The 25,604-nt window shown below is 43.6% G+C and carries 13 protein-coding genes; 5 read left to right on the plus strand and 8 right to left on the minus strand.

What is annotated here, in order from left to right; genetic code table 11:
- Positions 1 to 47: 47 nt before the first annotated feature.
- From A5867_RS00285 to rplM, 3 genes are all read right to left on the minus strand, one after another.
- Entirely contained in the window at positions 48 to 1,310 is a 1,263-nt protein-coding gene (locus A5867_RS00285; protein ID WP_249269998.1) for a reverse transcriptase family protein, read from the minus strand.
- Between the two features lie 492 nt (positions 1,311 to 1,802).
- Positions 1,803 to 2,195 carry a 30S ribosomal protein S9 gene (gene rpsI, locus A5867_RS00290; RefSeq protein ID WP_003128901.1) on the minus strand — a complete coding sequence of 131 codons (393 nt, stop codon included), beginning with the start codon at positions 2,193 to 2,195 and terminating at the stop codon, positions 1,803 to 1,805.
- A gap of 15 nt (positions 2,196 to 2,210) precedes the next feature.
- Positions 2,211 to 2,657: a 50S ribosomal protein L13 gene (gene rplM, locus A5867_RS00295; RefSeq protein WP_301280258.1), complete on the minus strand. Its 447-nt coding sequence runs from the start codon at positions 2,655 to 2,657 to the stop codon at positions 2,211 to 2,213.
- Between the two features lie 406 nt (positions 2,658 to 3,063).
- Between rplM and A5867_RS00300 the strand changes: the two genes are divergently transcribed.
- Together A5867_RS00300 and argH are read left to right on the plus strand one after the other, a co-directional pair.
- On the plus strand, positions 3,064 to 4,278 hold the full coding sequence (locus tag A5867_RS00300; protein ID WP_005230386.1) for an argininosuccinate synthase: 1,215 nt from the start codon (positions 3,064 to 3,066) through the stop codon (positions 4,276 to 4,278).
- 54 nt (positions 4,279 to 4,332) lie between these two features.
- Entirely contained in the window at positions 4,333 to 5,712 is a 1,380-nt protein-coding gene (argH, locus tag A5867_RS00305) for an argininosuccinate lyase (protein WP_087626660.1), read from the plus strand.
- Between the two features lie 41 nt (positions 5,713 to 5,753).
- Here argH and A5867_RS00310 read toward each other — a convergent pair whose 3' ends face one another.
- Entirely contained in the window at positions 5,754 to 6,242 is a 489-nt protein-coding gene (locus tag A5867_RS00310) for a Dps family protein (RefSeq protein ID WP_005230382.1), read from the minus strand.
- A 125-nt stretch (positions 6,243 to 6,367) separates the two neighbouring features.
- On the opposite strand from A5867_RS00310, the gene A5867_RS00315 reads away from it, so the two are divergent.
- On the plus strand, positions 6,368 to 7,042 hold the full coding sequence (locus A5867_RS00315; protein ID WP_087626661.1) for a prepilin peptidase: 675 nt from the start codon (positions 6,368 to 6,370) through the stop codon (positions 7,040 to 7,042).
- Between the two features lie 76 nt (positions 7,043 to 7,118).
- On the opposite strand, the gene A5867_RS00320 is transcribed toward A5867_RS00315, so the two are convergent.
- On the minus strand, positions 7,119 to 13,643 hold the full coding sequence (locus tag A5867_RS00320; RefSeq protein WP_087626662.1) for an FctA domain-containing protein: 6,525 nt from the start codon (positions 13,641 to 13,643) through the stop codon (positions 7,119 to 7,121).
- A gap of 293 nt (positions 13,644 to 13,936) precedes the next feature.
- Between A5867_RS00320 and A5867_RS00325 the strand changes: the two genes are divergently transcribed.
- Positions 13,937 to 15,355 (plus strand): helix-turn-helix domain-containing protein, encoded by a 1,419-nt coding sequence (locus A5867_RS00325; protein WP_087626663.1) that lies wholly within the window; start codon positions 13,937 to 13,939, stop codon positions 15,353 to 15,355.
- A gap of 212 nt (positions 15,356 to 15,567) precedes the next feature.
- On the opposite strand, the gene rpoC is transcribed toward A5867_RS00325, so the two are convergent.
- Both rpoC and rpoB read right to left on the minus strand, forming a co-directional pair.
- Entirely contained in the window at positions 15,568 to 19,218 is a 3,651-nt protein-coding gene (gene rpoC, locus A5867_RS00330) for a DNA-directed RNA polymerase subunit beta' (RefSeq protein WP_015510610.1), read from the minus strand.
- Between the two features lie 87 nt (positions 19,219 to 19,305).
- Positions 19,306 to 22,923 carry a DNA-directed RNA polymerase subunit beta gene (gene rpoB / locus A5867_RS00335; RefSeq protein ID WP_008381746.1) on the minus strand — a complete coding sequence of 1,206 codons (3,618 nt, stop codon included), beginning with the start codon at positions 22,921 to 22,923 and terminating at the stop codon, positions 19,306 to 19,308.
- A 433-nt stretch (positions 22,924 to 23,356) separates the two neighbouring features.
- On the opposite strand from rpoB, the gene A5867_RS00345 reads away from it, so the two are divergent.
- A complete protein-coding gene (locus tag A5867_RS00345; protein ID WP_087626664.1) occupies positions 23,357 to 24,319 on the plus strand; it encodes a biotin--[acetyl-CoA-carboxylase] ligase in 963 nt (320 codons plus the stop codon).
- 325 nt (positions 24,320 to 24,644) lie between these two features.
- Here the strand turns inward: A5867_RS00345 and menA are convergent, their stop codons facing one another.
- A complete protein-coding gene (gene menA / locus A5867_RS00350; RefSeq protein ID WP_005230333.1) occupies positions 24,645 to 25,598 on the minus strand; it encodes a 1,4-dihydroxy-2-naphthoate polyprenyltransferase in 954 nt (317 codons plus the stop codon).
- Positions 25,599 to 25,604: the final 6 nt, after the last annotated feature.

The raw sequence follows: 25,604 nt of genomic DNA on the forward strand, positions 1-25,604 counted from the left end.
GTTCAATCAAACAATAATTGAACATACTCTTTTATTTAAACTATAGATTAAGTTTGACGTACTTCCTTTTTTTTAAAATATTTGTCTTTTTTCTTTCTCTCTACAGGAACATCATATTTATTTCTGATATACCGAATCATATTTTTGTAATGCTCTAAATTTCTTTCTGGTTCAACAGATTGTATAGCAGCAAGGCATCCCTGCATTCTATTACAGGTATCAATAAAATTATCTTGGGTATAATTTTCCGTATTTTCGTCCATATCTAGCAATGTCAAATAGTGCTCATATGTTTTTTTAAATAAACCTTTTGGAACACTCATTTTGTCTTTGTGAACTACAACACCTGTAATCTTAGTATGATTAACTTTTACTAATTTAGTTTTCTTTTCATTCACACTCAGCCCATAGTCGCTAATTATTTTTATTGCTTCTTTCATAAGATATTTAGGTATAAAATCTTTCGAAGAAAACGTAAAATCATCATAGTAAGCTGAAAATGTTAGATCATTTTTTTCTGCAAACGCATTTAAGCGCTCATACATCTTATGATAAGCGAAAAAACTTAGCATAGGACTCGTAGAATAACCTTGTGGCAAAAATCTATAGTCTCCATCTTCACTTTTCGCTGTTGTCAAATTCACCATAATCTTTGCAATATCTGTAGATTGGTTCAAAGTATTTAAAAAAAAATCGTATACATATGAGTCTTTTGTACTCGGAAAGAAATTTGTAATATCTAATAAGAGGAGATTATTTTTTTCTAAATGTCTAGAAGCATTCGTGACATAACTAACTTCTGGAACTCCACCACATAAATAATCTGGAAATCCAATGAAACTCAGCATCTTCACAATTCTTTTCAAAGCAATTTTATGTTGCATAGAAGGATTGTAGAGTAGCCGTTCCTTTTTATTTACTTTCTTTAAAAAAGGTTTTACTTCATAAAATTTATCTATTTTTTTTAAAGTTGATTTTTCAAGGTGGAGTAGCTCAGATAAGTATTTCTTGTTTGAAACCCCATACAATTTACTATTATAAAAATCCACAAAAAAACTCCTTCTTAAATTATAAGAAAGAGTAGAAGCTAAGTTCTCTAAAATTTTAAAGAAAGCTTCAAGAAATGGTGCTATTTCAACAAATGTTGAAATAATGAATCCGCAAAGCATGCAAATAATTTCTATCAACCACAGACATACTTGAATCGCTGCAAGAAATGTACAAGTTTTTGTAAAATTTATTTTACCATCTTTGCAAGTTTTTTCTTTAAGCCACTGCTTAACTTGAACAATTTTATGCTTTTTAATCATAGCAATATACCTCCTGTAATTTGTAGGTCTAAAAAGACCCCCCTGCTCCAATAATTACAGTACAAGTAGTTAAACAGCCTTAATAACGCTTCACTCTTACTTAGCTGACGAATGGTCAACTTTTTGAAAACCCTGCTCGATTACTACTTAGTGATAATGCTCTCGTAGTACCATTCTCGATCTCCTTTTCGTCATTTGTCATTCGATTTCGTCGGAATTCATATTCGAGACGAGTTCAAGACAACATTCGTCGAAAAGACATTGCAGGGGCTTTTCCGTACCGTCATAATTTCTTATGACAAATTTTCAGCAGGCAATCCTTAGGCAATTGTTCTTAAATAGATATTCTCACAATTCTATAATGATGTCAATTTGAATTAGCAGATATAAACCAGAAACAGAGTCATAATACAGTAAAATCCGATTGTACTCTAAAAAAAGACGCTCCACAATCTAAATTGCGAAGCGTCTGAAAATATCGATATAAAAAGATTAACGTTTTGAAAACTGTGAAGCTTTACGAGCTTTCTTAAGACCTGGTTTTTTACGTTCAACCATACGTGCGTCACGAGTAAGTAAGCCAGCACGTTTAAGAGCTAAACGGAAATCAGGATCAACTTGTAACAATGCGCGTGCGATACCGTGACGGATTGCACCTGATTGTCCAGCGTATCCACCACCATTTACGTTTACAAAAACATCGTATGAACCTTTAGTTTCTGTAACGCCGAATGGTTGGTTGATTACTTCACGCAAGTCTGCGTGTGGGATGTATTCTTCAACATCTTTTTTGTTAACAGTAATTTTACCAGTACCTGGTACTAAACGTACGCGGGCTACTGCATTTTTACGACGGCCAGTGCCGATATATTGAGCTTGTGCCAATGAAATTCCCTCCTATTAGATTAAGTTTGTGATGTCCAATACTTCTGGTTGTTGTGCAGCATGTGGGTGTTCAGCGCCAGCATAAACATGAAGTTTCATTCCTTGTTTACGGCCTAAAGTGTTTTTAGGAAGCATGCCTTTTACAGAAGTTTCGATCAAACGACGAGAATTTTTAGCACGTAATTCTCCAGCAGAGACTGATTTCAATCCTCCTGGGAAGTTTGAGTGACGGTAATAAATTTTATCGCTTGCTTTGTTACCTGTTAATTTGATTTTTTCTGCATTAATGACGATTACGAAATCGCCTGTATCCACATGAGGTGTGAATGTTGGTTTATTTTTACCACGTAAGACAGATGCTACTACTGCTGAAAGACGACCCATAGGAACATCTGTTGCATCTACTACGTACCATTTACGTTCTACTTCGCCTGGTTTGGCCATATATGTTGTACGCACAATTTTTTCCTCCAATTCAATTTCACGAATGTTTGACATACACTTGAGTTTCCGGGGCTCTTGTGGGGCAAACAATACCATATAACATAATACCTTCTATAAAGCCTAATGTCAACGTAATTCCGCCTCTTTTTGAAAATTTTCTCCATTCGTTTTCTGCCATTTTCTCTGAGAAACGAAACTTGTTGTTGCAGGTTTCTAAAACTGAATACCATAATGAATATTACGTATAAACTTTCATTAAAAAAGTGAGCATCCACTTCTTTTCCTTAACCATCGATAATAGTATAAAAACCTGATAATCGCCGCTTTTATGTATAAATATTTAATTTTACCCTTGATTTATTATTTTTATTCTGATAAGATAGCTTCAATCACTTGAAAACACGCGGAAAAGGAGTTAATAAGTATGAAAGAAAAAGTAATATTGGCCTATTCTGGAGGATTAGATACCTCCGTTTCAATTAAATGGTTAACGGACCAAGGATATGATGTGGTGGCTTGCTGCCTAGACATCGGTGAAGGTCGCGACACCCAATCCATTAAAGACAAAGCGTTGGCAGTTGGCGCGATTGAATCTTATGCCATCGATGCCCGCGAAGAATTCGCCCAAGATTTTGCTTTGATCGCTTTACAAGGCAATACTTTTTATGAAAATTCTTATCCTCTTGTTTCCGCTTTGTCTCGTCCATTGATCGCCAAGAAATTGGTGGAGTTGGCATTAGCAACTGGCGCAACGACCGTCGCCCACGGCTGTACTGGTAAAGGCAACGACCAAGTTCGGTTTGAAGTGGCGATCGCTGCTTTAGCGCCTCACTTGAAAGTCATCGCACCAGTTCGGGAATGGAAATGGTCCCGGGAAGAAGAGATTGCCTATGCGGCTGAAAAAGGAGTGCCGATTCCCGCTGATTTGGACAATCCGTATTCTATCGATCAAAACTTGTGGGGACGTGCCTGTGAGTGTGGCGTCTTAGAAGATCCTTGGGCAACGCCGCCAAAAGGGGCCTACGCCATCACGCAAGAATTAGAAGATACTCCTGACGTACCAACGATCGTTGAGATCACCTTTGATCAAGGGGTACCGACCGCCATTGATGGCGAAACGATGAATCTAGCAGAATTGATCATGAAACTGAACCGGGTGGCTGGCGAGCATGGCGTTGGTCGGATCGACCATATCGAAAATCGTCTGGTGGGAATCAAATCACGGGAAGTTTATGAATGTCCAGGAGCGATCGCTTTGATGACGGCTCATAAAGAATTGGAAGATTTGGTCTTTGTTCGGGAATTGGCGCATTTCAAACCAATCATCGAGCAGCAATTAGCGCAAGTCATCTATGATGGTCTTTGGTTCAATCCATTGACGGAAGCCTTGATTACCTTCCTGAAAAGCACGCAAGTCTACGTCAACGGGATCGTGCGTTTGAAATTGTTCAAAGGCAACGTCATCTGTGAAGGACGGAAATCTGAAAACAGCCTGTACGATGAAAACTTAGCAACGTACACGTCTGCAGATACCTTTGATCAACATGCGGCTATCGGCTTCATCAAGTTATGGGGACTGCCAAGCAAAGTGCACGCTGAGATCCAAGCACAACAGCAACTAACAGAAACATTGATTTAAGTATGCACGGCTGAAGCTGCCGCTTCAGCCGTAATCTTTTTTTGAGGTGAGAATATGGCAAAATTATGGGGCGGACGTTTCGATGGGAAAAACGAAGCATGGATCGATGCTTTTGGGGCTTCCATCACGTTTGATCAAAAGTTAGCAAAGCAAGACATTCTTGGCAGTTTGGCACATGTCAAAATGCTGGTCCATACGGGCATCATCAGTCAAACCGATGGCGAAGCGATCATTGGCGGCTTGACCACAATTCAACAGCAATTAGCCGCTGGCGAATTGACCTTCACGATTGAAAATGAGGACATCCATTTAAACATCGAGACATTCTTGCATGAATTGATTGGACCAGTGGCAGGCAAATTGCATACTGCCCGTAGTCGTAATGACCAAGTGGCGACCGATATGCATTTGTATTTAAAAGAAGTCGTGCAAGAGGTGATCACTTTGATCGCTGAATTGCGAGAAGCGCTGGTTTTACAAGCCGAAGCCAACATCTACACCATCATGCCTGGTTATACCCATCTGCAGCATGCACAGCCGATTTCTTTTGCCCATCACCTCTTAGCCTATTACAGTATGCTGACGCGTGACCAAGAGCGTTTCAGTGAGAGTTTGAGTCGCATCGATGTGATGCCTTTAGGCAGTGCTGCTTTAGCAGGAACTACCTTCCCTATCGATCGTGATTTCACCGCTCAAGAGTTAGGGTTTAGCAATATTTACAGCAACAGCCTAGATGCGGTCAGCGATCGTGATTTTATCTTGGAATTTTTAAGCAACGCCTCTTTATTGATGATGCATCTGTCTCGTTTTTGTGAAGAGCTGATTCTTTGGTGCAGCCACGAGTACCAATTCGTGGAACTGACCGATACCTTCTCCACCGGCAGCTCCATCATGCCTCAAAAGAAAAACCCTGACATGGCGGAGCTGATCCGTGGAAAAACAGGACGTGTCTATGGGAACCTCTTTGGTCTTTTGACGGTCATGAAGGGTTTGCCGCTGGCGTACAACAAAGATTTCCAAGAAGACAAAGAAGGCATGTTTGACAGTGCCGAAACCATCACGAAAAGCTTGCAGATCATGACGGGCATGATCGCAACGATGAAAGTCAATCAAGCACGGATGCAAGAATCCACTGAAAAGGATTTTTCCAACGCAACAGAATTAGCGGATTACTTAGCTGGCAAAGGTGTGCCTTTCCGACAAGCCCATGAGATCGTCGGCAAACTCGTCAGCGAGTGTTTGAGCAAAGGCATCTATCTGCAAGATGTTTCCTTGGAAGACTACCAAGTGATCCATCCTGCCATCGACAGCGATATTTTTGAAAAACTTGACTCCTACACCGCCGTCAAAAATCGTCATTCCTATGGCGGCACCGGTTTTGATCAAGTGGCACAGCAAATTGAAGCCGCCAAAGCATTATTGGCAGGCCAGTAAAAAAACCAGCGAAGAAAATTCTTCGCTGGTTTTTTTGTGGATTAATGACGTACGCGAGATTTCGCTGGATCGATCAATGGCGCTTCGCCTAAGTGCGCTTGGATCATCCAAATACGTTTTTCGATGGCTGTTTTGAAGCCGATGAAGATATCTTGGGTTGGATCGTCGCCTTCTTCACCAGATACTTCGATCCCTTTTTGGTATAAGTCCGCTAAATAACGATAGCCTTCCACCAATGTAGCTAAGCGTTCTGGAATCGTGCGGTCCCAGTTACCCACTTCATCAGGGATTTGAGTGTGTTCTGCCATTTCACGCAAAGTTGAATATGGTGAACCGTCTAATGTAATCAAGCGTTCAGAAACTTCATCCAATTGCTCATTTAGATCATCCATGAATTCGTCCATCATTGGATGCAATGTCAAAAAGCCAGGTCCACGCATGTACCAGTGTGTTTGGTGAACGACCATAGCCATTTGGCTTAAATCAGCAACAAGTTGGTTTAATACTTCTTTTGTTTGTTCAAATTTCATAACGATTCCTCCTCTAAATTATCTATTTTAAGGATAATACGAAACAATTAAAAAGTACAACAAAATCATCTATTTGAGAAAATTTCTCACTCTCTTACGTATTTCTTTATGAGGGGGGACGAAAAATGACGATTTTCGTGTTTTTTTTAGGCGCTTTACTCGGCTTCTTTTGGCTTTTGCTCTTACAAACCCTGTTTTGGAATCTACCAAAAAGTGATTCTCGTTCTCACTACCAGAAAGTGAACAAAGTTTCGGATAACCATTGGTTTCTTCTCCTTCCTACAAGATGGCTTTCACCCCCACTTTATTGGATCTTCGCTTGCATATGCTATGGCGGACTTTGCGGGGTTGCCTTTCGTGCTTCAGAAAGCTTCCTGGCTTTTGTCTGGCTGACCAGTGCCTTTTTACTCAGCTTGACCGACTTGATAGACTATAGCGTCTACCCACAACTGCTGTACCCCGCCCACCTGCTTCTCGCGCTGGCACAGCTTAGAAGCGGCGCTTCTTTTCAATGGCTGTCTTTAGGCTTGCTGGTTCCACTGGTCTTTTTTGTCTGGCAGGAAAAAATGGGCGGTGGCGATCTCTTAGTGCTGGCAGGCTGGGGCACTTGGCTAGCGCCAAAGACACTTTTGGCCCTCTTACTGGTAGCCAGCAGTCTCGGTCTCCTCGCTTTTTTTAGCTATCAAGGCATCTGGAAGAAACGATTGGCGCAGTTGCCCTTCGTCCCCTTCTTGAGTCTGGGTTTGCTGACTGTTCGCTTCCTAGCGTTTCATACTTTTGACGGTTTTTTTTTGAAGTGAAGAAAAACGGGACAGGAAAAAGCGGGACAAGTTGGCCTCATCCCGCTTTCTCTTTCTGCTCTGTTGCTTCCCCTGCCTATGATAACGGCGTCCGTTTTTTGCGATCAAGGTAGATGCCTACTGCGATTACTACTAACAACAGTCCCAAGACGACCCAACCAGCGGTCGTGGTGTCATTGGTTTTCGGTAAGTTGTCAGTTCCCGGCTTCGGTGTTTTGCCTTCTTTGACACGATTGTTGAATACCATCTCTGCCGTTTGCTCCGCTTCAGCCACCAATTTTCCTGCTTGATCTTTGACGGTGACCGTTACTTGATAGGTGGTTTCATCATAGATGATCGTAGCATCGTTGCCAGCTTTTTCACGAATCGTGTAACGATGTTCCCCAGCATCGTCATACGTCAATGCATCAAAGGTAATTGTTCCATTTGCGTCATTGCGTTGGGTTTGCAGAACCTTTCCAGCTTCATCCACTAATTCAAATGCGAATTCGTTGGCTTGCAAGTCTCTACCCGTCAAGACTTTCTTCGCACTTAGTACGACACTGCCTGCTTGTGGTTGGTAGCTGTTTTCAAAGACTTGATTGCCTTCGTATTCAGCAATTGCCGTGAGCTGTCCGTCTTCATCCGTCACGGTCACAACTACTGCAAGCTCTTTTGTATCGTAGGTGATGGTACCGTCAGTTCCTGTTTTCTCACGAATGGTGTAGTGATACTCACCTGCTTTGTCATATGCAAGAGCATCGAAGTAGATCTTGCCAGTGGCGTCGTTGGCTTTTATTTGAAGCACATTGCCTTCATCATCGACTAGTTCAAAATCAAATTCATTTGCCTGTAACGTGCGACCAGTTAAGACTTTCTCGGCACTTAGTACGACACTGCCTGCTTGTGGTTGATAGCTGTTTTCAAAGACTTGATTGCCTTCGTATTCCGCAACTGCCGTGAGCTGTCCGTCTTCATCCGTTACAGTGACAACTACCGCCAGTTCTTTCCTATCGTACGTAATCGTGCCATCGATTCCTGCTTTCTCACGGATGGTATAGTGGTACTCACCTGTTTCCTCGTAAGGGAGCGCGTCAAAGTAAATCTTGCCCGTGGCATCGTTAGCTTTTGTTTGAAGAACAGTTCCGTCTTCATTGACTAGTTCAAAGGCGAATTCATTTGCTTGTAGTGTACGACCAGTTAAGACTTTCTCGGCACTTAGTACGACACTGCCTGCTTGTGGTTGATAGCTGTTTTCAAAGACTTGGTTGCCTTCGTATTCCGCAACTGCGGTCAACTGTCCGGCTTCATCAGTGACGGTTACAACTACCGCCAGTTCTTTTGCATCGTAAGTGATGGTGTCATCAGTTCCTGTTTTCTCACGAATGGTGTAGTGGTATTCGCCTGCCTTGTCATATGCAAGAGCATCAAAGTAGATCTTACCAGTGGCGTCGTTGGCTTTTGTTTGAAGTACAGTTCCATCTTCATCGACTAGTTCAAAATCAAATTCATTTGCTTGTAAGGTACGGCCGGTTAAGACTTTCTCGGCACTAAGTACGACACTGCCGGCTTTTGGCGTATAGTCGTTTTCAAAGATCGCATTGCCTTCGTATTCGGCCACTGCCACGAGCTGTCCGTCTTCATCGGTGACGGTTACAACTACCGCTAGTTCTTTTGCATCGTAAGTGATGGTGCCATCAGTTCCTGCTTGCTCACGGATGGTGTAACGGTATTCGCCTGCTTTGTCATATGCAAGAGCATCGAAGGCAATTTGTCCGGTTGCATCATTGGCTTTTGTTTGAAGAATGTTACCTTCTTCATCTACCAGTTCAAAGATAAATTCGTCAGCTTGTAACGTGCGGCCGGTCAAGACTTTCTCGGCACTCAATACGACACTACCAGCTTTTGGTGTATAGTCGTTTTCAAAGATCGCATTGCCATCATACGTTGCTTTTGCCACTAGTTGCCCGTCTTCATCGGTTACTTTCACGACAACACCAATTTCTTTCGTGTCATAGGTAATGGTACTATCTGCGCCAGCTTTTTCCCGAATCGTATAACGGTATTCGCCGACTTCGCCATATGTCAATTCATCGAAATAGATTTGACCATTTACGTCATTGGTTTTCGTCTGTAACACGTTGCCTGCTTCACCGACTAGCTCAAAGGCAAACTCGTTGGCTGCTAGTGTGCGGCCTGTCAACACTTTCTCTACATTCAAGACCACACCGCCAGCTTTTGGCGTATAGTCGTTTTCAAAGACTTGGTTGCCTTCATATTCCGCCACTGCGGTCAACTGTCCGTCTTCATCGGTGACGGTCACGACTACCGCTAGTTCTTTCGTATCGTAAGTGATGGTACCGTCAGTTCCTGTCTTCTCACGAATGGTGTAGTGATACTCACCTGTTTCCTCGTAAGGGAGCGCGTCAAAGTAGATCTTGCCAGTGGCGTCATTGGCTTTTGTTTGAAGTACAGTTCCCTCTTCATCGACTAGTTCAAAATCGAATTCATTTGCTTGTAAGGTACGACCGGTTAAGACTTTCTCGGCACTTAGTACGATACTACCAGCCTTTGGTTGATAGTCGTTTTCAAAGACTTGGTTGCCTTCGTATTCGGCAACTGCCACGAGCTGTCCGTCTTCATCGGTGACGGTTACAACTACCGCTAGTTCTTTCGTATCGTATGTGATGGTGCGGTCAGTTCCTGCTTTCTCACGGATGGTATAGCGGTATTCACCTGCTTTATCATAAGGAAGAGCGTCAAAGTAGATCTTGCCAGTTGCATCATTGGCTTTTGTTTGAAGTACAGTTCCTGCTTCATTGACTAACTCGAAGTCAAATTCTTCTGCTTTCAAATCACGACCAATCAGTACTTTCTCAGCACTCAAAACGACACTACCGGCTTTTGGCGTATAGTCATTTTCAAAGACTTGATTGCCTTCATAGACTGCTTTCGCAATCAACTGGCTGTCTTCTTCTGTCACTGTCACAGTTACCTTTAGTTCTTTGTCAGTATAGGTGATGGTTGGATCATCGCCGGCTTTTTCCCGAATCGTGTAATGGTAATCGCCAGGCTCATTGTAAGTGATTGCGTCAAAGGTGACTTGTCCGTTACCGTCATTGGTTTGGGTTAGAATCACAGAGCCAGCTTCATCCACCAGGTAGAAAGTAAATTCGCCGTCTTTCAGCTCGCGTCCATGAAGCAGCTTCTGGACATTCAAAGCATGGGTCGTTTCTTTGATTTCTCGCTTGTTGGCTAGCTCAAAGACATAATTGACTTCTTTATCAGAGATAGTGAAGGTGTACTGAGTCGCATCTCGTTCGTATCCTTCTGGTGCGGTGATTTCTTGGATCATATAATCGCCGTAACGCAGATTGTCGATCCGATCAATGGCGTTGCCGTTTTCCATGATCTGATTGTTTTTGACCACCAGATTCGACAAGATGACTTCATAGGTATTTTGCGCATTTTTGCGGCTTAATTGGAAAACCGCTTCTTCATCGATCCCTCGTTCTTTGGTGCCATCGGCATCGTATTTCACGATCGTCAAGGAGCCATTCGTCCCAGAAGAGGTTCCGCTGCCGTCTGTCGATTTGATGGTGACTTCTTTGGTCACTGTGTGAATCTCGATCTCACTACCCGTCAAATTGACACTATTGGCCACCCGTTCATTGTTCAAAATCCCGGGATCAAGCTGTGTTTGATAAACGATAAAGTACGGTTTATCAATCAATTCTTCAAAAGCGATCACTAACGATTGCGTCCCTGCGACCACATCCGAGGTGATTTTCGGATTGTCTTCGTTGGTGAAGGTGACTTTTTCGCCTTTTTCCCAAGTACCATTGTTTAAGACCGCTTCATACACATCTACGATCACGTTATCGTCGGCATCGCGTAAAAAGGTGTGCTGATTGTAGTTGATGGTATCGGTCACTACCGCATTGTGGATTTTGCGACTGTCAGCGTTGATCATGATTTCCCAATCGAGCAATCGATTGTTCTCGGCATTCTGGCTGCCGTTTTTCATCAACCAGTCCGTTTTCGCAGACTTGTCGACTTGCCCATCAGCCGTCAACGTTGTGTCATTGTCCGTCAATGTAATAGTATTTTTGTAGGTAAATACTTCTTCAGATGCTTCCGTTGCCAAGAAGACCGCCAGTGTTTCTGACGTTTCTTTCAGCAAGGTGATCGTAACTTTCTTCGTGTCAGGGTCATAAGTGTAACTGTAATCCTCGTTTAGCACCAATTGCTCTTTCAGTGCTCTGACTTGTGTCGTATATCCAGTTACCGTGACCGTGTAAAGCGCCAAGTCTTTCAAAGTTTGACCTTCTTGCAGCTGGTCCGTGATGATTGCATCTTTGTTGATTTTTTCTTTGTACGTATTGAATAGCCCCATCCAATAGACTTGATCGCTTGAAGCAGTCTGCTCATCAAAAATAGTTCCTAGATTCCGACCAAATACAGCGGTAATCGCTTTGGCGACATCTTCGCCTTCACCAATGAATAGGCCGTATTTCAAGGCATTTTTTAACCAGTTGGTATCCATCCAAGTATTGGATTCAGAAGCTTCCGTGAACGTATTGCCAGCTTCGTCTTTATAATGGACAAACGCTGCATTACTAAACCGGCTGCTAGAACTTCCTAATGCGATCTGTTGTGAAACATCGAAGCTGGTTTTGAAATTAACAGTGATCGTTGCCGAGGTCGTTTGGTACGCCCCTTGCAGCTTGATGCGAAAACCAGTCTCAAGTTCCTTCGTTGAGCCATCGGCTAGCGTTTTCGTTTCTGTGATCAGCTCTAGCGTATAGTCGGTATTGAGCTCTAAAGGCTCGGTCCCCCCGCTGGCTGTCACTACTAGCGTATCCGCCAATAAAGCTAAAGCACTGCTGTTTGAGCCAGAGATCAATTGATAGCGGTCTTCTATAATCAGGTCGCTAACTTTTTGCTGATTGGTATTGGCTTCAATTTTCCATGCGACAGTCTTCGTTTCATAGTCTTTGGTGCCAGCGGTTTTCACGACACCGATCGTTTTGGTTGGTGTCACTGTCCCACTGCCCGTCAAAGAGGTATTTTGATTGTCGCGGATCGAAGCGTAATTGTATATACGGGTATCGGCTAAAACCGATTCATACAACTGGGTGTCGTATTGGATCTTGTAGTAGCCAGCTTTGGCAAACGTGATGCCAAAGCGTACGATTTCCCCCTCTTTATTCTGTTGTTCTGTCCCATCAAAGGACCAGTCCTCTGAAGGGATTGGATTACCGTCTTTGTCAGTGATCACCAAAGTTTCTGGAACAAAAAAGTGCAAGGCTTTTTCAGGATCTGTTCCCGAGTAGGTCTGATCCAAAACTCTGGCTTGGTCTTTGTCCAATGTAACGGAAATTTCCCAAGATGTTCGTTTCGTTTCTGGATCGTAGCCTTTAAATCGTTTGTATTCTGATTGTTCATCATAGGTAACCGTTGCTTCTGCGGTTTTTTCTGTAAAATCGCTACCGTTGATTGTTGCCGTGTTTTTGAAAGAAGAAGCCGTTGGATCGGTGACTGCACTATTGATGACGATTCGAACCGGTTGATCAACCGTTTGATTGAAGGTAAACGTGTTGTTAACACTGTTATACGTATATAAGCCATCGGTACGAATCCATTCATCGGTGGATTCATCGTACAAGTAGCCTGTCGAGGTACTATAAGCTAATCCTTGTGGCATCTTATCGGTAATCACCACATCATGCAATTCACGACTGGTTTGGTTAAAAATAATTTCCCAAACCACTGAACCGCTCGAAGTCACGTTACCAGTCTTAATGATATCGACCTCATAAATAGGCAATGTAATGATGATCTCATGGCCATCTTCATCGTAAATCCCGGTAGGAATAGTCACTTCCTCAGTAACGGTGCTTACACTTAATTCAGTGATCAGATCAATAGTCCCTGAGCGGTTGGAAAGTGTTTGTGCCGCCTCATTAAAAGTAACGGTCAATGTACCATCGAGTGCTAAGGTAAAGCTTCCGATCGATTGTCCGCCGGAACGGGTCAATTCACCACTGACGGTGTTATGAATGGCAAAATAATTCGGCAATTGATACGTATAATAATCACCAGCACGAATTTCTTCCGTATCTGCTATCGACCAGTCAAAATGAATTTTGATATTGTCATTATACATCGGTGGATTTTCGGCAGTGAAAGGCTGATCGTTTAAGTCAGTGATTCGGACATTGTCAAAAAGCTGCACGCCCCGTTCATTCAGGTTGGCACTAAGATTTTCAGCGGTAGCAGAAGCTTCCGTTTCCGTCTCAGCATCTGGTGCTCGGGGTTGAATGCTGTTTTGATTCAGTGTCGAAGATGCTTGGGTTGCTTGACTTTCACTAGGGACGGTTGCTTGTTCTTCTTCTGCTTGACTCGTTGCTGACTGAACTGCTCCCGCTGTCGATGAATCCGTAGGTGCTTTTTCCGTATCGATCGTTCCGGTCACAGGTTCAGTACTTTCTAACGTTTCGGTCGTTCTTTCGGTGCTTTCGGTTGCGTTGATTGCTTCTGCCAGTATGATCGTTGGTTCACAAAGGATAGAACCAAGCAAGACTAGCAAACATATATAGATAGAAAATTGTTTTTTCATAATTGCTCATTCCTTTTTATAAATTTTTTTCAATTGATCTCGGAAGCGCTCGACGAATAATATTGTTCAACAGTGAGCAAGATATCCCAACAAACAACTGCTTTTTGCCTCCTCCCCATGATTCAAAAATTTTGGTCTTTGCTACTTGTATCAAACGTATTACTACTATTCCACACTTCTATTTTCCCAAAATTTTGGGGTGGGATGTATTCAAAAAAAATACAACACGCAATTTTTTTGAATACATGTAAAAACGTGATACTATTTACTTAAAAGGGGGCTCAGGGGCAATCATGTTACGGAAATTGTTATCATCTACAACACAAAAGAAACTACAGCTGATTGAGTATTTATTAGACGATCAGGGGACGAGTCTTCACGATTTGGCAGTGAAATTTTCCATTTCAATGTCTGCAGCGAAAACCTATATCGCGGAAATCGACAATGAATTTTCGTTTCTGGACTTACAATTTGACGATTATTCAGCTGTTCGCCTACACTTGCAGCCTTTCGCTACTCGACTAGACGTATACAGCCAGTTTTTAAATCGCTCGTCTGCGTTTCAATTGTTAGAACTACTCTTCTCATCAAGTTTCACTAGTTATGACATGCTGGCACTAGAATTAAATTTAAGCAAGTCATCGATCATTCGTTTGATCAAGAGGATCAATTTGGTTCTGGCACCGTATGATTTCTTCATCGCAACCAAACCCATCCAGTTAAAAGGAAATGAAAACAATATTCGCCAATTTTTTCTGATTTTCTTCTTAGAGAAGTACCAGTATGAATTTGTGGATGCCAACATTAACCAAGAGCAGGATTTCTTGAAGATCGCCCGTATCATGGCGGCTGCGACACCCTTAAAACTTTATTTTTCCGACATCAAAAAAATTGCCTTTGTCATCTATATCAACACGAAGCGCGATCGCTTATACGCTTCCAATCCCAATGGGAACCACATCGAATATTTCTTAGAAAAAATCGATTTAAGCGAATTTACTGGCTACAGTCGTGCTTACGTCGAGAAAATGGTCGGCTATATCACAACCCATATCGGTCAAGACCCCGCTGTCTTTCGCGAGACCAAACAAGAGTTTTATCAAATGACCAAGCGTATATTTAAAAAATACAACTATCATGAAGCCAATTTTGAAGAGAAGTTGGATGCCGTCGTCTTTTCCTATTTTCTTGGAATCAACTTGCAGGTTCCTTACTGCATCTTGGATGATCGCTTTGCTCGTTTTGTCAATAACTGTGATTTGGTCCAACAGACAGTCAACCAAGACATCGTTCAGCTTTTGACCCATTCGAGTTTACCGATCATTCGACCAAGTACGATCAATTACCTGATTTATATTTTTCATACTTCTTTTCCCAATTTTGCCAAAGAAATCATCGACGCCAATGCTGACTTTCACTTAGCCTTGTTCTATGATACAAATAGTTACCATACGGAATTTATCCAGACGAAAATCCAACAGTTTATTCCTTATCAGCTAACAATCACGATTTTAAATCCTCTGGACTCGTTTTCTCTGACCAAACTGGACGAGACTTATGATTTGATCATCGGCAATTTGACCCCCTCCTGCAGAAAAAATGTGTTTCATTATGCAGACATCAACCTGACTTCGAATGATTTGGCGTTTATCGCTCGGCAGATTCAGGAAAAGGGGATTCGGATGCTGCAAGAACGGCAAGAGGAAAACTAATACACCAAAAAAGCACCTTCGAAAGAGTTGAATGACATACGCCAAAGAACAATTTGAGCGCATGTCGGGATTCATCATACTTTCGAAGGTGATTTCTTTTGCACATATGACCTAACAACATTCATTTCTATAATATAAACAAAAAAAGCTTGCCATTCCGAAGAATGACAAGCTTTTCCGTCACACTGAGTCAATCAGGTGCTGGGCATTGATTAGTTTTGGCTGTTCAATGCGTCTTCAGCAGCCATTTGTGCTTCGATGTCTGAGATGCTGTAGACATTTTCGCTGGCAACTGTTACTTCTTTTGGTTCCATTTCACGGTAACGAGGCATACCAGTACCAGCTGGGATGATCTTACCGATGATAACATTTTCTTTCAATCCAAGAAGTGGATCTTTCTTGCCGCGGATCGCTGCATCGGTCAACACACGAGTGGTTTCTTGGAAGGACGCAGCAGACAAGAAGCTGTTGGTTTCCAAGGATGCTTTCGTGATCCCTAATAGGACTGGACGGCTAGTTGCAGGAACGCCGCCGGCTACCAATGTGTCGTAGTTGCGGTCTTTAAAGTCGGCGATATCCAACAATGTTCCTGGCAAGATGCCTGAATCACCTGGATCCATGACGCGGACTTTACGCAGCATTTGACGAACCATTACTTCGATATGTTTGTCGCCGATTTCTACCCCTTGCATACGGTAAACGCGTTGAACTTCCCGTAATAGGTAGTTTTCAACAGACAAGACATCGCGAACTTGTAACAGTTGTTTTGGATCGATCGATCCTTCCGTCAATGGTGCACCACGATGGATAAAGTCGCCTTCTGCTACTTTCATCCGGGCAGTATAAGGAACGGTATACGTACGCGTATCGGTTTCCCCTTTGATGGTCACTTCTTTGGTCCGAGTTGAAGGGTCTTCTGAGATATCGATGACTTCTCCGGTAACTTCGGTAATGACCGCTTGTCCTTTCGGATTACGGGCTTCAAAGATTTCTTGGACACGAGGGAGACCTTGCGTGATATCGTCTCCGGCAACCCCGCCGGTATGGAAGGTACGCATGGTCAACTGAGTACCAGGTTCACCGATTGATTGGGCAGCGATGGTACCGACTGCTTCCCCAACTTCAACTTCAGAACCAGTGGCTAAGTTGCGGCCATAACAATGTTTACATACACCATGTTTGGTGTTACATGTGAAGACAGAGCGAATGGATACTGTTTCGATGCCAGCGTCCACGATGGCTTTAGCTAAATCTTCAGTGATCAATTCATTGACCCCGAGAAGGACTTCGCCAGTTTCAGGATGGATCACTGATTTACGTGTGTAACGTCCAATCAAACGTTCTTCTAAGGATTCGATGATTTCGTTTCCTTCGCGAATTGCTTGAATGTCTAAACCACGGTCAGTACCACAATCGTCTTCACGGATGATGACATCTTGGGCAACGTCAACTAAACGACGTGTCAAGTAACCGGAATCGGCTGTTTTCAAGGCGGTATCGGTCATCCCTTTACGGGCACCATGGGTCGAGATAAACATTTCCAAGACAGATAGACCTTCACGGAAGTTTGAGATGATCGGCAATTCCATGATTCGTCCGTTAGGCGCGGCCATCAATCCACGCATCCCAGCAAGCTGAGTAAAGTTGGAGATGTTACCACGGGCACCGGAATCAGACATCATGAAGATTGGGTTTTTCGCTTCCAATGATTCCATCAGTTTTAACTGAATTTCATCTTTGGCTGCATTCCAAACACCAATAACTCGTTCATAACGCTCGTCATCGGTAATCAAACCACGACGGAATTGTTTCGTGATCGTTTCTACTTGTTTGTGGGCATTGTCGATGATGTCATGTTTTTCGTGCAAGTTCATGATATCAGCGATACCAACGGTGATACCTGCCATTGTTGAATGGCTGTATCCTAAGTCTTTCATGCGGTCAAGCATGCGTGACGTTTCAGTGATGCGGAAACGTTTGAAGACTTCTGAAATGATGTTTCCTAAGTTTTTCTTCTTGAATGGGCCCACAAGCTCTTGTTCTTTGATGAAGGCAGGCACATCTGTACCAGCTTCAATAAAGTACTTGTCTGGTGTTTGAACCGTCAAGTTGTAGTCAGTCGGTTCGTTCAAGAATGGGAATTCTGGCGGCATGATCGAGTTGAAGATCACTTTACCTACCGTTGTTACCATCAAACGTTGTTTTTGTTCAGACGTGAATGGTTTGTCCCCTAAAGTGTTTGGATTGATGGCGATCCGTGTGTGTAAATGCACGTAGCCATTGCGCCATGCCGTAACTGCTTCGTCCATGTCACGGAAGATCATGCCTTCCCCTTCACGGCCTTCTTCTTCCATCGTCAAGTAGTAGTTCCCTAGGACCATATCCTGAGATGGTGTTACAACTGGTTTTCCGTCTTTTGGATTCAAAATGTTTTGGGCTGCTAACATCAGCATACGTGCTTCTGCTTGCGCTTCTTCGTTCAATGGTACGTGAACGGCCATTTGGTCTCCATCGAAATCGGCATTGTAGGCTTCACAAACAAGTGGGTGCAAACGAATGGCACGGCCTTCAACTAAGACTGGTTCAAATGCTTGGATACCTAATCTGTGAAGCGTAGGTGCCCGGTTCAATAGCACTGGATGTTCTTTGATGACATCTTCTAAAACATCCCAAACTTCGTCTTCTTGACGTTCGATTTTGCGTTTGGCATTTTTGATGTTTGACGCGATTTCACGAGAAACAAGCTCCCGCATCACGAATGGTTTGAACAATTCGATCGCCATTTCTTTTGGCAGACCACATTGATACATTTTAAGGAATGGACCAACGACGATAACTGAACGACCTGAGTAGTCGACCCGTTTTCCTAGCAAGTTTTGACGGAAACGACCTTGTTTCCCTTTCAACATGTGAGAAAGAGATTTCAATGGGCGGTTCCCTGGTCCTGCAACTGGACGGCCGCGACGACCGTTATCGATCAAGGCATCGACTGCTTCTTGCAGCATCCGTTTTTCATTTTGAACGATGATGTTTGGTGCATTCAAGTCTAACAAGCGTTTCAAACGGTTGTTACGGTTGATTACACGACGATACAAGTCGTTCAAGTCACTTGTGGCAAAACGTCCACCTTCTAATTGCACCATTGGGCGCAAATCAGGCGGGATAACTGGGATAACGTCCATGACCATCCAGCTTGGTTTGTTTCCTGAAGCACGGAATGCTTCTAAGATATCCAAACGGCGGATCGCACGGGTCCGTTTTTGACCAGTTGCGTTTTTCAATTCTTCTTTCAATTCAGCAACTTCGCCTTCAAGATCAACGCCATCTAATAATTGTTTGATGGCTTCGGCACCCATCGCTGCTGAAAATTCTTGACCGTATTGGTCACGTTTTTCACGGTATTCCCGTTCAGTCAATAGTTGTTTTTTCTCAAGGCTGGTGTTTCCTGGTTCAATCACTACGTAAGAAGCAAAGTAGATGATTTCTTCCAATGCACGTGGGCTCATGTCTAAAACAAGACCCATCCGTGAAGGAATGCCTTTGAAGTACCAAATGTGTGATACTGGTGCTGCTAGTTCAATGTGTCCCATGCGTTCACGACGCACTTTTGAACGTGTTACTTCCACGCCGCAACGGTCACAAACGATGCCTTTATAGCGGATCCGTTTGTATTTGCCGCAAGCACATTCCCAGTCTTTGGTTGGACCGAAAATACGCTCGTCAAACAACCCTTCGCGTTCAGGTTTTAACGTACGGTAGTTAATGGTTTCTGGTTTTTTTACTTCACCATAAGACCAGCTTCTGATTTTTTCAGGAGAAGCCAAACCGATTTGCATACTTTCGAATTTATTTACATCGATCAAAAAAGGTTCCCTCCATTTCATTTCATGGACATATCCGATAGAACGGGGGCTATTTCCGCTAGTGGCGGAAATAGCGAGGGCCGTCTATTATTGCAAGCGATCTTCTGCTGTCTCGATTTGTTGGTTCAACGCGTCGGCGGCATTTTTAGCTTCTGTTTGTGCTTTTTGTTCTAATTCGCGGGCTGTTTGTTGCTCCGCAAATTTTGTTAAGGCATCAACGGTGATCAAATCATCATCGTCATCATCCATATCACGTAGTTCGATCTCTGCATCATCGATATCTAGGACACGCATGTCTAGACCTAGTGATTGCAATTCTTTTACTAATACGCGGAATGATTCTGGTACACCTGGTTTTGGAATTGGTTCCCCTTTGACGATTGCTTCGTATGTTTTCACACGACCAACCACGTCATCTGATTTGTAGGTCAAGATTTCTTGCAAGGTGTAAGCAGCACCGTATGCTTCCAGTGCCCAAACTTCCATCTCTCCGAAACGTTGTCCACCAAATTGGGCTTTTCCTCCCAATGGTTGTTGCGTAACCAATGAGTAAGGTCCAATGGAACGGGCATGCAATTTATCATCGACCATGTGGGCCAATTTGATCATGTACATGACACCAACGGAGATACGGCCATCAAATGGTTCGCCGGTACGTCCGTCGTAAAGCACTGTTTTGGCATCGCTGGCCATTCCTGCTTCAGCAACGGTTGCCCAAACATCTTCATCGCTGGCTCCATCAAAAACTGGTGTTGCCACGTGAATGCCTAATTGACGCGCAGCCATTCCTAAGTGTAACTCTAATACTTGTCCAATGTTCATCCGAGAAGGTACCCCTAATGGGTTCAGCATGATATCGACTGGTGTGCCATCTGGTAAGAAAGGCATGTCTTCTTCTGGCATAATGCGAGAAACGACCCCTTTGTTTCCGTGACGTCCGGCCATTTTATCCCCTTCATGGATTTTCCGTTTTTGAACGATATAAACGCGAACCAGCATGTTCACACCTGGTGACAATTCATCGCCAGCTTCGCGGGTAAAGATTTTGACATCGTGGACGATTCCGCCGCCGCCGTGAGGCACACGTAGAGAAGTGTCACGCACTTCGCGGGCTTTTTCACCAAAGATTGCGTGCAATAAACGCTCTTCTGCTGAAAGTTCCGTTACCCCTTTTGGAGTGACTTTCCCAACAAGCAGATCGCCATCTTTGACTTCCGCACCAATGCGGATAATCCCCATTTCGTCTAGGTCTTTCAATGCGTCTTCCCCAACGTTCGGGATTTCGCGAGTGATTTCTTCAGGTCCTAATTTTGTGTCGCGGGCTTCTGATTCATATTCTTCAATATGGACAGAAGTGTAAACATCATCTTTCACCAAACGACGGCTCATGATGATGGCATCTTCATAGTTGTACCCTTCCCAAGTCATGAATGCGACTAAGACGTTTTGTCCTAGTGCCATTTCGCCTTGTTCCATAGATGGGCCATCTGCTAAGATGTCGCCTTTTTCGACTTTTTCACCAAGTGCCACTAATGGACGTTGGTTGTAGCTGGTTCCTGAGTTTGAACGACGGAATTTGGTAACAGAATAAACGTCCAATGCGCCATTGTCACGACGAACGCGCACTTCGGCTGCATCCACGTATTCTACGATTCCATCATGTTTACATAACAAAGCAGCTCCTGAGTCATGTGCTGATTTGTATTCCATACCAGTACCAACCCAAGGTGCTTTCGGATTGATCAATGGTACAGCTTGCCGCTGCATGTTGGCACCCATCAAGGCACGGTTGGAGTCATCGTTTTCCAAGAAAGGAATACATGCGGTTGCGACTGCGACTACTTGTTTTGGTGATACGTCCATGTAGTCGACTTTATCGATCGAAACTTCCAAGTTTTCAGAAGTAGCACGCGCCATAACAACGTCGTTTACGAAAGAGCCGTCTTCATTTAACAAGCTGTTTGCTTGGGCCACAACGTAGTGGTCTTCGGTATCGGCAGTCAAGTAATCGATCTTGTCAGTAACACGGCCTGTTTCGCGGTCAACTCGACGGTATGGGGTTTCAATGAAGCCATACTTGTTGACTTTGGCATAAGAGGCCAAGCTGTTGATCAACCCGATGTTTGGTCCCTCAGGCGTTTCGATCGGACACATACGGCCATAGTGGGAATAGTGAACGTCTCGGACTTCATAGCCGGCACGGTCACGGGTCAAACCACCAGGTCCTAAGGCAGATAGACGACGTTTATGGGTCAACTCACCCAGTGGGTTTGTTTGGTCCATGAACTGTGACAACTGAGAAGAACCAAAGAATTCTTTGATACTTGCGACAACCGGACGAATATTGATCAATTGTTGCGGTGTCAAGGTTTCGGTGTCTTGGATCGACATCCGTTCACGCACGACACGCTCCATCCGAGCAAGCCCGATCCGGAATTGGTTTTGCAATAATTCACCAACAGAACGAATCCGACGGTTTCCTAAGTGGTCGATGTCATCGACATTGCCGATGCCTTCCATCAAGTTGAAGAAGTAGCTCATTGAAGCAATGATATCCGCTGGACGAACCGTACGTGTAGCAGTATCTGGATAGCCATTACCGATCACGTTGACTTCTTGTTCTGGATCTTTTGGTGAAAAGACTTTGATGACTTGGACGGTCATTGGTTCGGTAACGACCCCATCTTCTGATGGATAGTACGTTACACTGTTTAGGCCATTATCGATAAATGCGCCTAGTGTTTCCATGACTTGGTGAGTCAAAACCGTGCCTTTTTCAACAATGATCTCGCCTGTTTCAGGGTCAACCAAGGTTTCTGCTAAGGTCAAGTTCAATAGACGTGTTTTCAAGTCTAATTTTTTGTTTACTTTGTAACGACCAACATTTGCTAAGTCGTAACGTTTTGGATCAAAGAAACGTGCGTTCAGCAAGCTACGTGAGCTGTCTGCTGTTTTTGGCTCGCCTGGACGAAGACGTTCGTAAACATCTTTCAATCCTTCTTCGGTACGAGAATCGCTTGCGTTTTTATGCAAGTCTTTTTCGATCGTGTTGCGCAATGATTCACTGTCGCCGAAAATTTCAAAGATCGTGTCATCAGAACCAAACCCTAGGGCACGGACTAAGACCGTCAAAGGAATTTTACGGGTACGGTCAATCCGTACGTAAGAGATATCTTTGGCATCAGTTTCCATTTCTAACCACGCACCGCGGTTAGGGATAACAGTTGAACCAAAGCCTTCTTTGCCGTTTTTATCGACTTTGCCATGGAAATATACACCTGGAGAGCGGACCAACTGAGAAACGATAACCCGTTCTGCCCCGTTGATGATAAAGGTTCCTTGTTCAGTCATTAATGGGAAATCACCAAAGAATACTTCTTGGGATTTGATTTCCCCAGTTTCACGGTTCGTCAAACGCAAAGTAACATGTAATGGTGCCGAATAGTTTGCATCATGGGCACGGGCTTCTTCTACTGTATACTTTGGTTCTTTCAATTCATAATCCACAAATTCTAGGGACAAGTTACCGTTGAATCCTTCGATTGGCAAAATATCTTCAAACATTTCTCTTAGGCCCTCATCTAGGAACCATTGGTAAGAGTCGGTTTGAATTTCAATCAAATTCGGTAATTCTAATACTTCACTGATCCGTGCGAAACTTCTACGTTCGCGATGCTTTCCGTATTTTACTACGTGTCCAGCCAAGCTCTTCACCTCTTCATAAAGTCTTTCAAAAAGGCTATCCGATTATTTACAAAACTGTAACAAATATTAAATATAGGTTACAGAAAGCATTTTTTGCGGCTTTTAGGCAAAAAAAAACCAAAAATAGAACGGATGCATTGGGCATTTTCTACTTTTGTTTCCTTATTCCTAAGCCGAAACGGACAATATTTCGTTTCTGCTTTTTTCGTTCAGATAGTTTTTGCAACTCCTTATTATACAGACGAAGCACTTTTCTGTCAAGCTTTCATTGGAAGTTACAATGCTTTTCTGACGCACCCATTTCCTAAGATTTTCTAAAGAAAAAAACAAGGCTGGTGAGGACTGTTTTTCGTAAGAAACTACTTTGCTTTTTGCCGATTTCTTGCTATGCTAACGAAAACGTTACACGTGAAACATTAGGAAGGATATCCTTATGACGACAAAAGAAAAAATACTGACCTTATTACAAAAAGAAGATACTGTACTGTCCGGAGAAAAACTAGCCCAAGCCTTGTCGATCTCTCGTACAGCAGTCTGGAAAGCCATTAAAGAACTTGAGAAAGAAGGCTATCATTTCGAACACTTGGCCAACGGCTATCGCTTTGTCTCCGCTGACCGCTACGATCAAGCAGCACTTGCAGCCGCCTTGCCGATGATCCCCACGATTCAAATCAAGGATGCTGTTGAGTCCACCATGAAAGAAGCCAAGATCGCCGCTTTGGATAGTGGACTGGCAACCCCCGCCCTTTTTTTGACCGAAACGCAAACAGGCGGTCATGGCCGCTTCGAACGACCGTTTTTCTCACCGAAAAAACAAGGGATCTACATGAGCTTGCTCTTAAAACCCAACCAAGCGTTTCAAGAATTGCCGCAATATACCGTTTTGGCGGCGGTGGCAGTCGCAGAAGCCATCGATGCCCTTCTAATGAAGGAAACGGCCATTAAGTGGGTCAACGATCTGTACTTAGATGGAAAAAAAATCTGCGGTATTTTATCTGAAGCAACCAGTGACTTTGAGACAGGTCGCATTACTTCGGTTGTAATCGGTATCGGCATCAGTTTTTCGATTCCGCAACAGCAATTTCCAGCAGAGATTCGGGAAAAAGCGACCTCACTCTTTCCTGGTGAAGAGTATCCAACCTTTTCTCGGGCAACCTTGATCCAAGAAATTTGGCGCCGTTTCTTCCAATTGTTGGCAAAGCTGCCTGACATGGATTATATGGCCCGCTATCGGCAGAAGTCCTTCGTTTTGGGCCGCACCGTTCAGTTTACACAACAAGGTGTGACCTATGAAGGAATCGCCAAAGACATTACTAACACAGGTGAATTAGTGGTGGAAACAGCAACGGAGCGCAAGGTGCTTTCTTCTGGAGAAATCAGTTTGGACCGGTATTGATGCTGAGAAAAGTCGCAAATCCGCTTGCTGATTCGCTGCTTTCGCAAGGAATCAGTCAAGCATAAATGCTCCATAAACAGATCTGCTTATTACGAGGGGTCATACAAAAGAACAACCTAGGCAGCTCCCCTTTCTATCGGGTTTAGCCACTGTCACCAAAACTTTACTGTTGCAATCAGGATCGCAAAGAAAGCGAGCCTCATCTTTTCATACTAAGTAGGATGCTCGTTCTTTTATCATGTCTTTTCTACAGTTTTCATGCGCTCTTTCATTCCCCACATAAAAAGATCGACCTGCTCTTTCAAGAGCGGGTCGATCTTTTCTTTTACAGCAATTGCCACAGCAGACACAAAAGCAAGCCCAAGGCATAGCTGCTGTTGAATAAAATCATGTTCTTAATCGAATAGCCGAAGCTACGTGGGTGGGGCAGGCTGGTTTGATGTTCTTTCAAGTTTTGGCGGATTTTTGGCAGTGTTAGAAACACGAGCAAAATCGGCCATTGAAAGAGTCCAAACAAGAGGCCCAATAAGATAGCGGCATAAGACGCCAACATCATGCCTTGAAACAGACGGATACCTGCTTCGCGACCGATGTAGTACACCAGCGTGTAGCGATGGTTTTCGATATCGGCTTCCAGATCCCGTAAGTTATTGGCTAACATGATGTCAGCAATCGTGAAAATCAACGGCAAGGATGCCAACACGATGGCGCACACGGCCCAGAGGTTCCCCACTAAGCCAAAGGTTCCGTTTGCAAAATCCAGTGCCAGATAAAACACTTTTTGATCAATGGTATTGATATAGATCGTGATGGCAAAAATCCCTAATCCCATCGTTACACCGCTGAACACCTCGCCTAAAGGCATTCGCGATAACGGAATGGGGCCAAAGGTATAAAAGACCCCGATAAAACAAACCACCAGCCCCATCACTAGCAGCAGCCAGCCGGTAACAAAGGTCAAGTAAAGACCGATCAGTAAGGTTCCTGCCAGCATCGCAAAAATCAGATTGCGAACAGTAGCTTCTGAGATGTTTTCGCGCCCGATCACATTGTGCTGGTATTTGTAGGTCTCTGATTTGGCTTTTTTGAAATCCATATAATTGTTGATGGACGTCGTCGTCAAATCAAACAGCAGCATCCCCAGAAAAAAAATCACAGTATTCAACGGATGAAATTCATGAAAATACACCAACGAGAACAACACACCCATAATGAAGGGGAAGACACTCGCCACCTTGGTGCGGATCTCCACCACTTCTAAAAACACTGAAAGAGACATCTTTCA

Origin of the sequence: Enterococcus sp. 6D12_DIV0197 (assembly GCF_002174385.1) — a bacterium.
GTDB lineage: Bacteria > Bacillota > Bacilli > Lactobacillales > Enterococcaceae > Enterococcus_D > Enterococcus_D casseliflavus.

Excerpts from the sequence above, each read along its gene's own strand:
- A5867_RS00315 (WP_087626661.1), top strand. The coding sequence starts at position 6,368 with ATGACGATTTTCGTGTTTTTTTTAGGCGCTTTACTCGGCTTCTTTTGG.
- A5867_RS00320 (WP_087626662.1), bottom strand. The coding sequence starts at position 13,643 with ATGAAAAAACAATTTTCTATCTATATATGTTTGCTAGTCTTGCTTGGT.
- A5867_RS00325 (WP_087626663.1), top strand. The coding sequence starts at position 13,937 with ATGTTACGGAAATTGTTATCATCTACAACACAAAAGAAACTACAGCTG.
- A5867_RS00345 (WP_087626664.1), top strand. The coding sequence starts at position 23,357 with ATGACGACAAAAGAAAAAATACTGACCTTATTACAAAAAGAAGATACT.
- A5867_RS00300 (WP_005230386.1), top strand. The coding sequence starts at position 3,064 with ATGAAAGAAAAAGTAATATTGGCCTATTCTGGAGGATTAGATACCTCC.
- A5867_RS00285 (WP_249269998.1), bottom strand. The coding sequence starts at position 1,310 with ATGATTAAAAAGCATAAAATTGTTCAAGTTAAGCAGTGGCTTAAAGAA.
- argH (WP_087626660.1), top strand. The coding sequence starts at position 4,333 with ATGGCAAAATTATGGGGCGGACGTTTCGATGGGAAAAACGAAGCATGG.
- menA (WP_005230333.1), bottom strand. The coding sequence starts at position 25,598 with ATGTCTCTTTCAGTGTTTTTAGAAGTGGTGGAGATCCGCACCAAGGTG.
- A5867_RS00310 (WP_005230382.1), bottom strand. The coding sequence starts at position 6,242 with ATGAAATTTGAACAAACAAAAGAAGTATTAAACCAACTTGTTGCTGAT.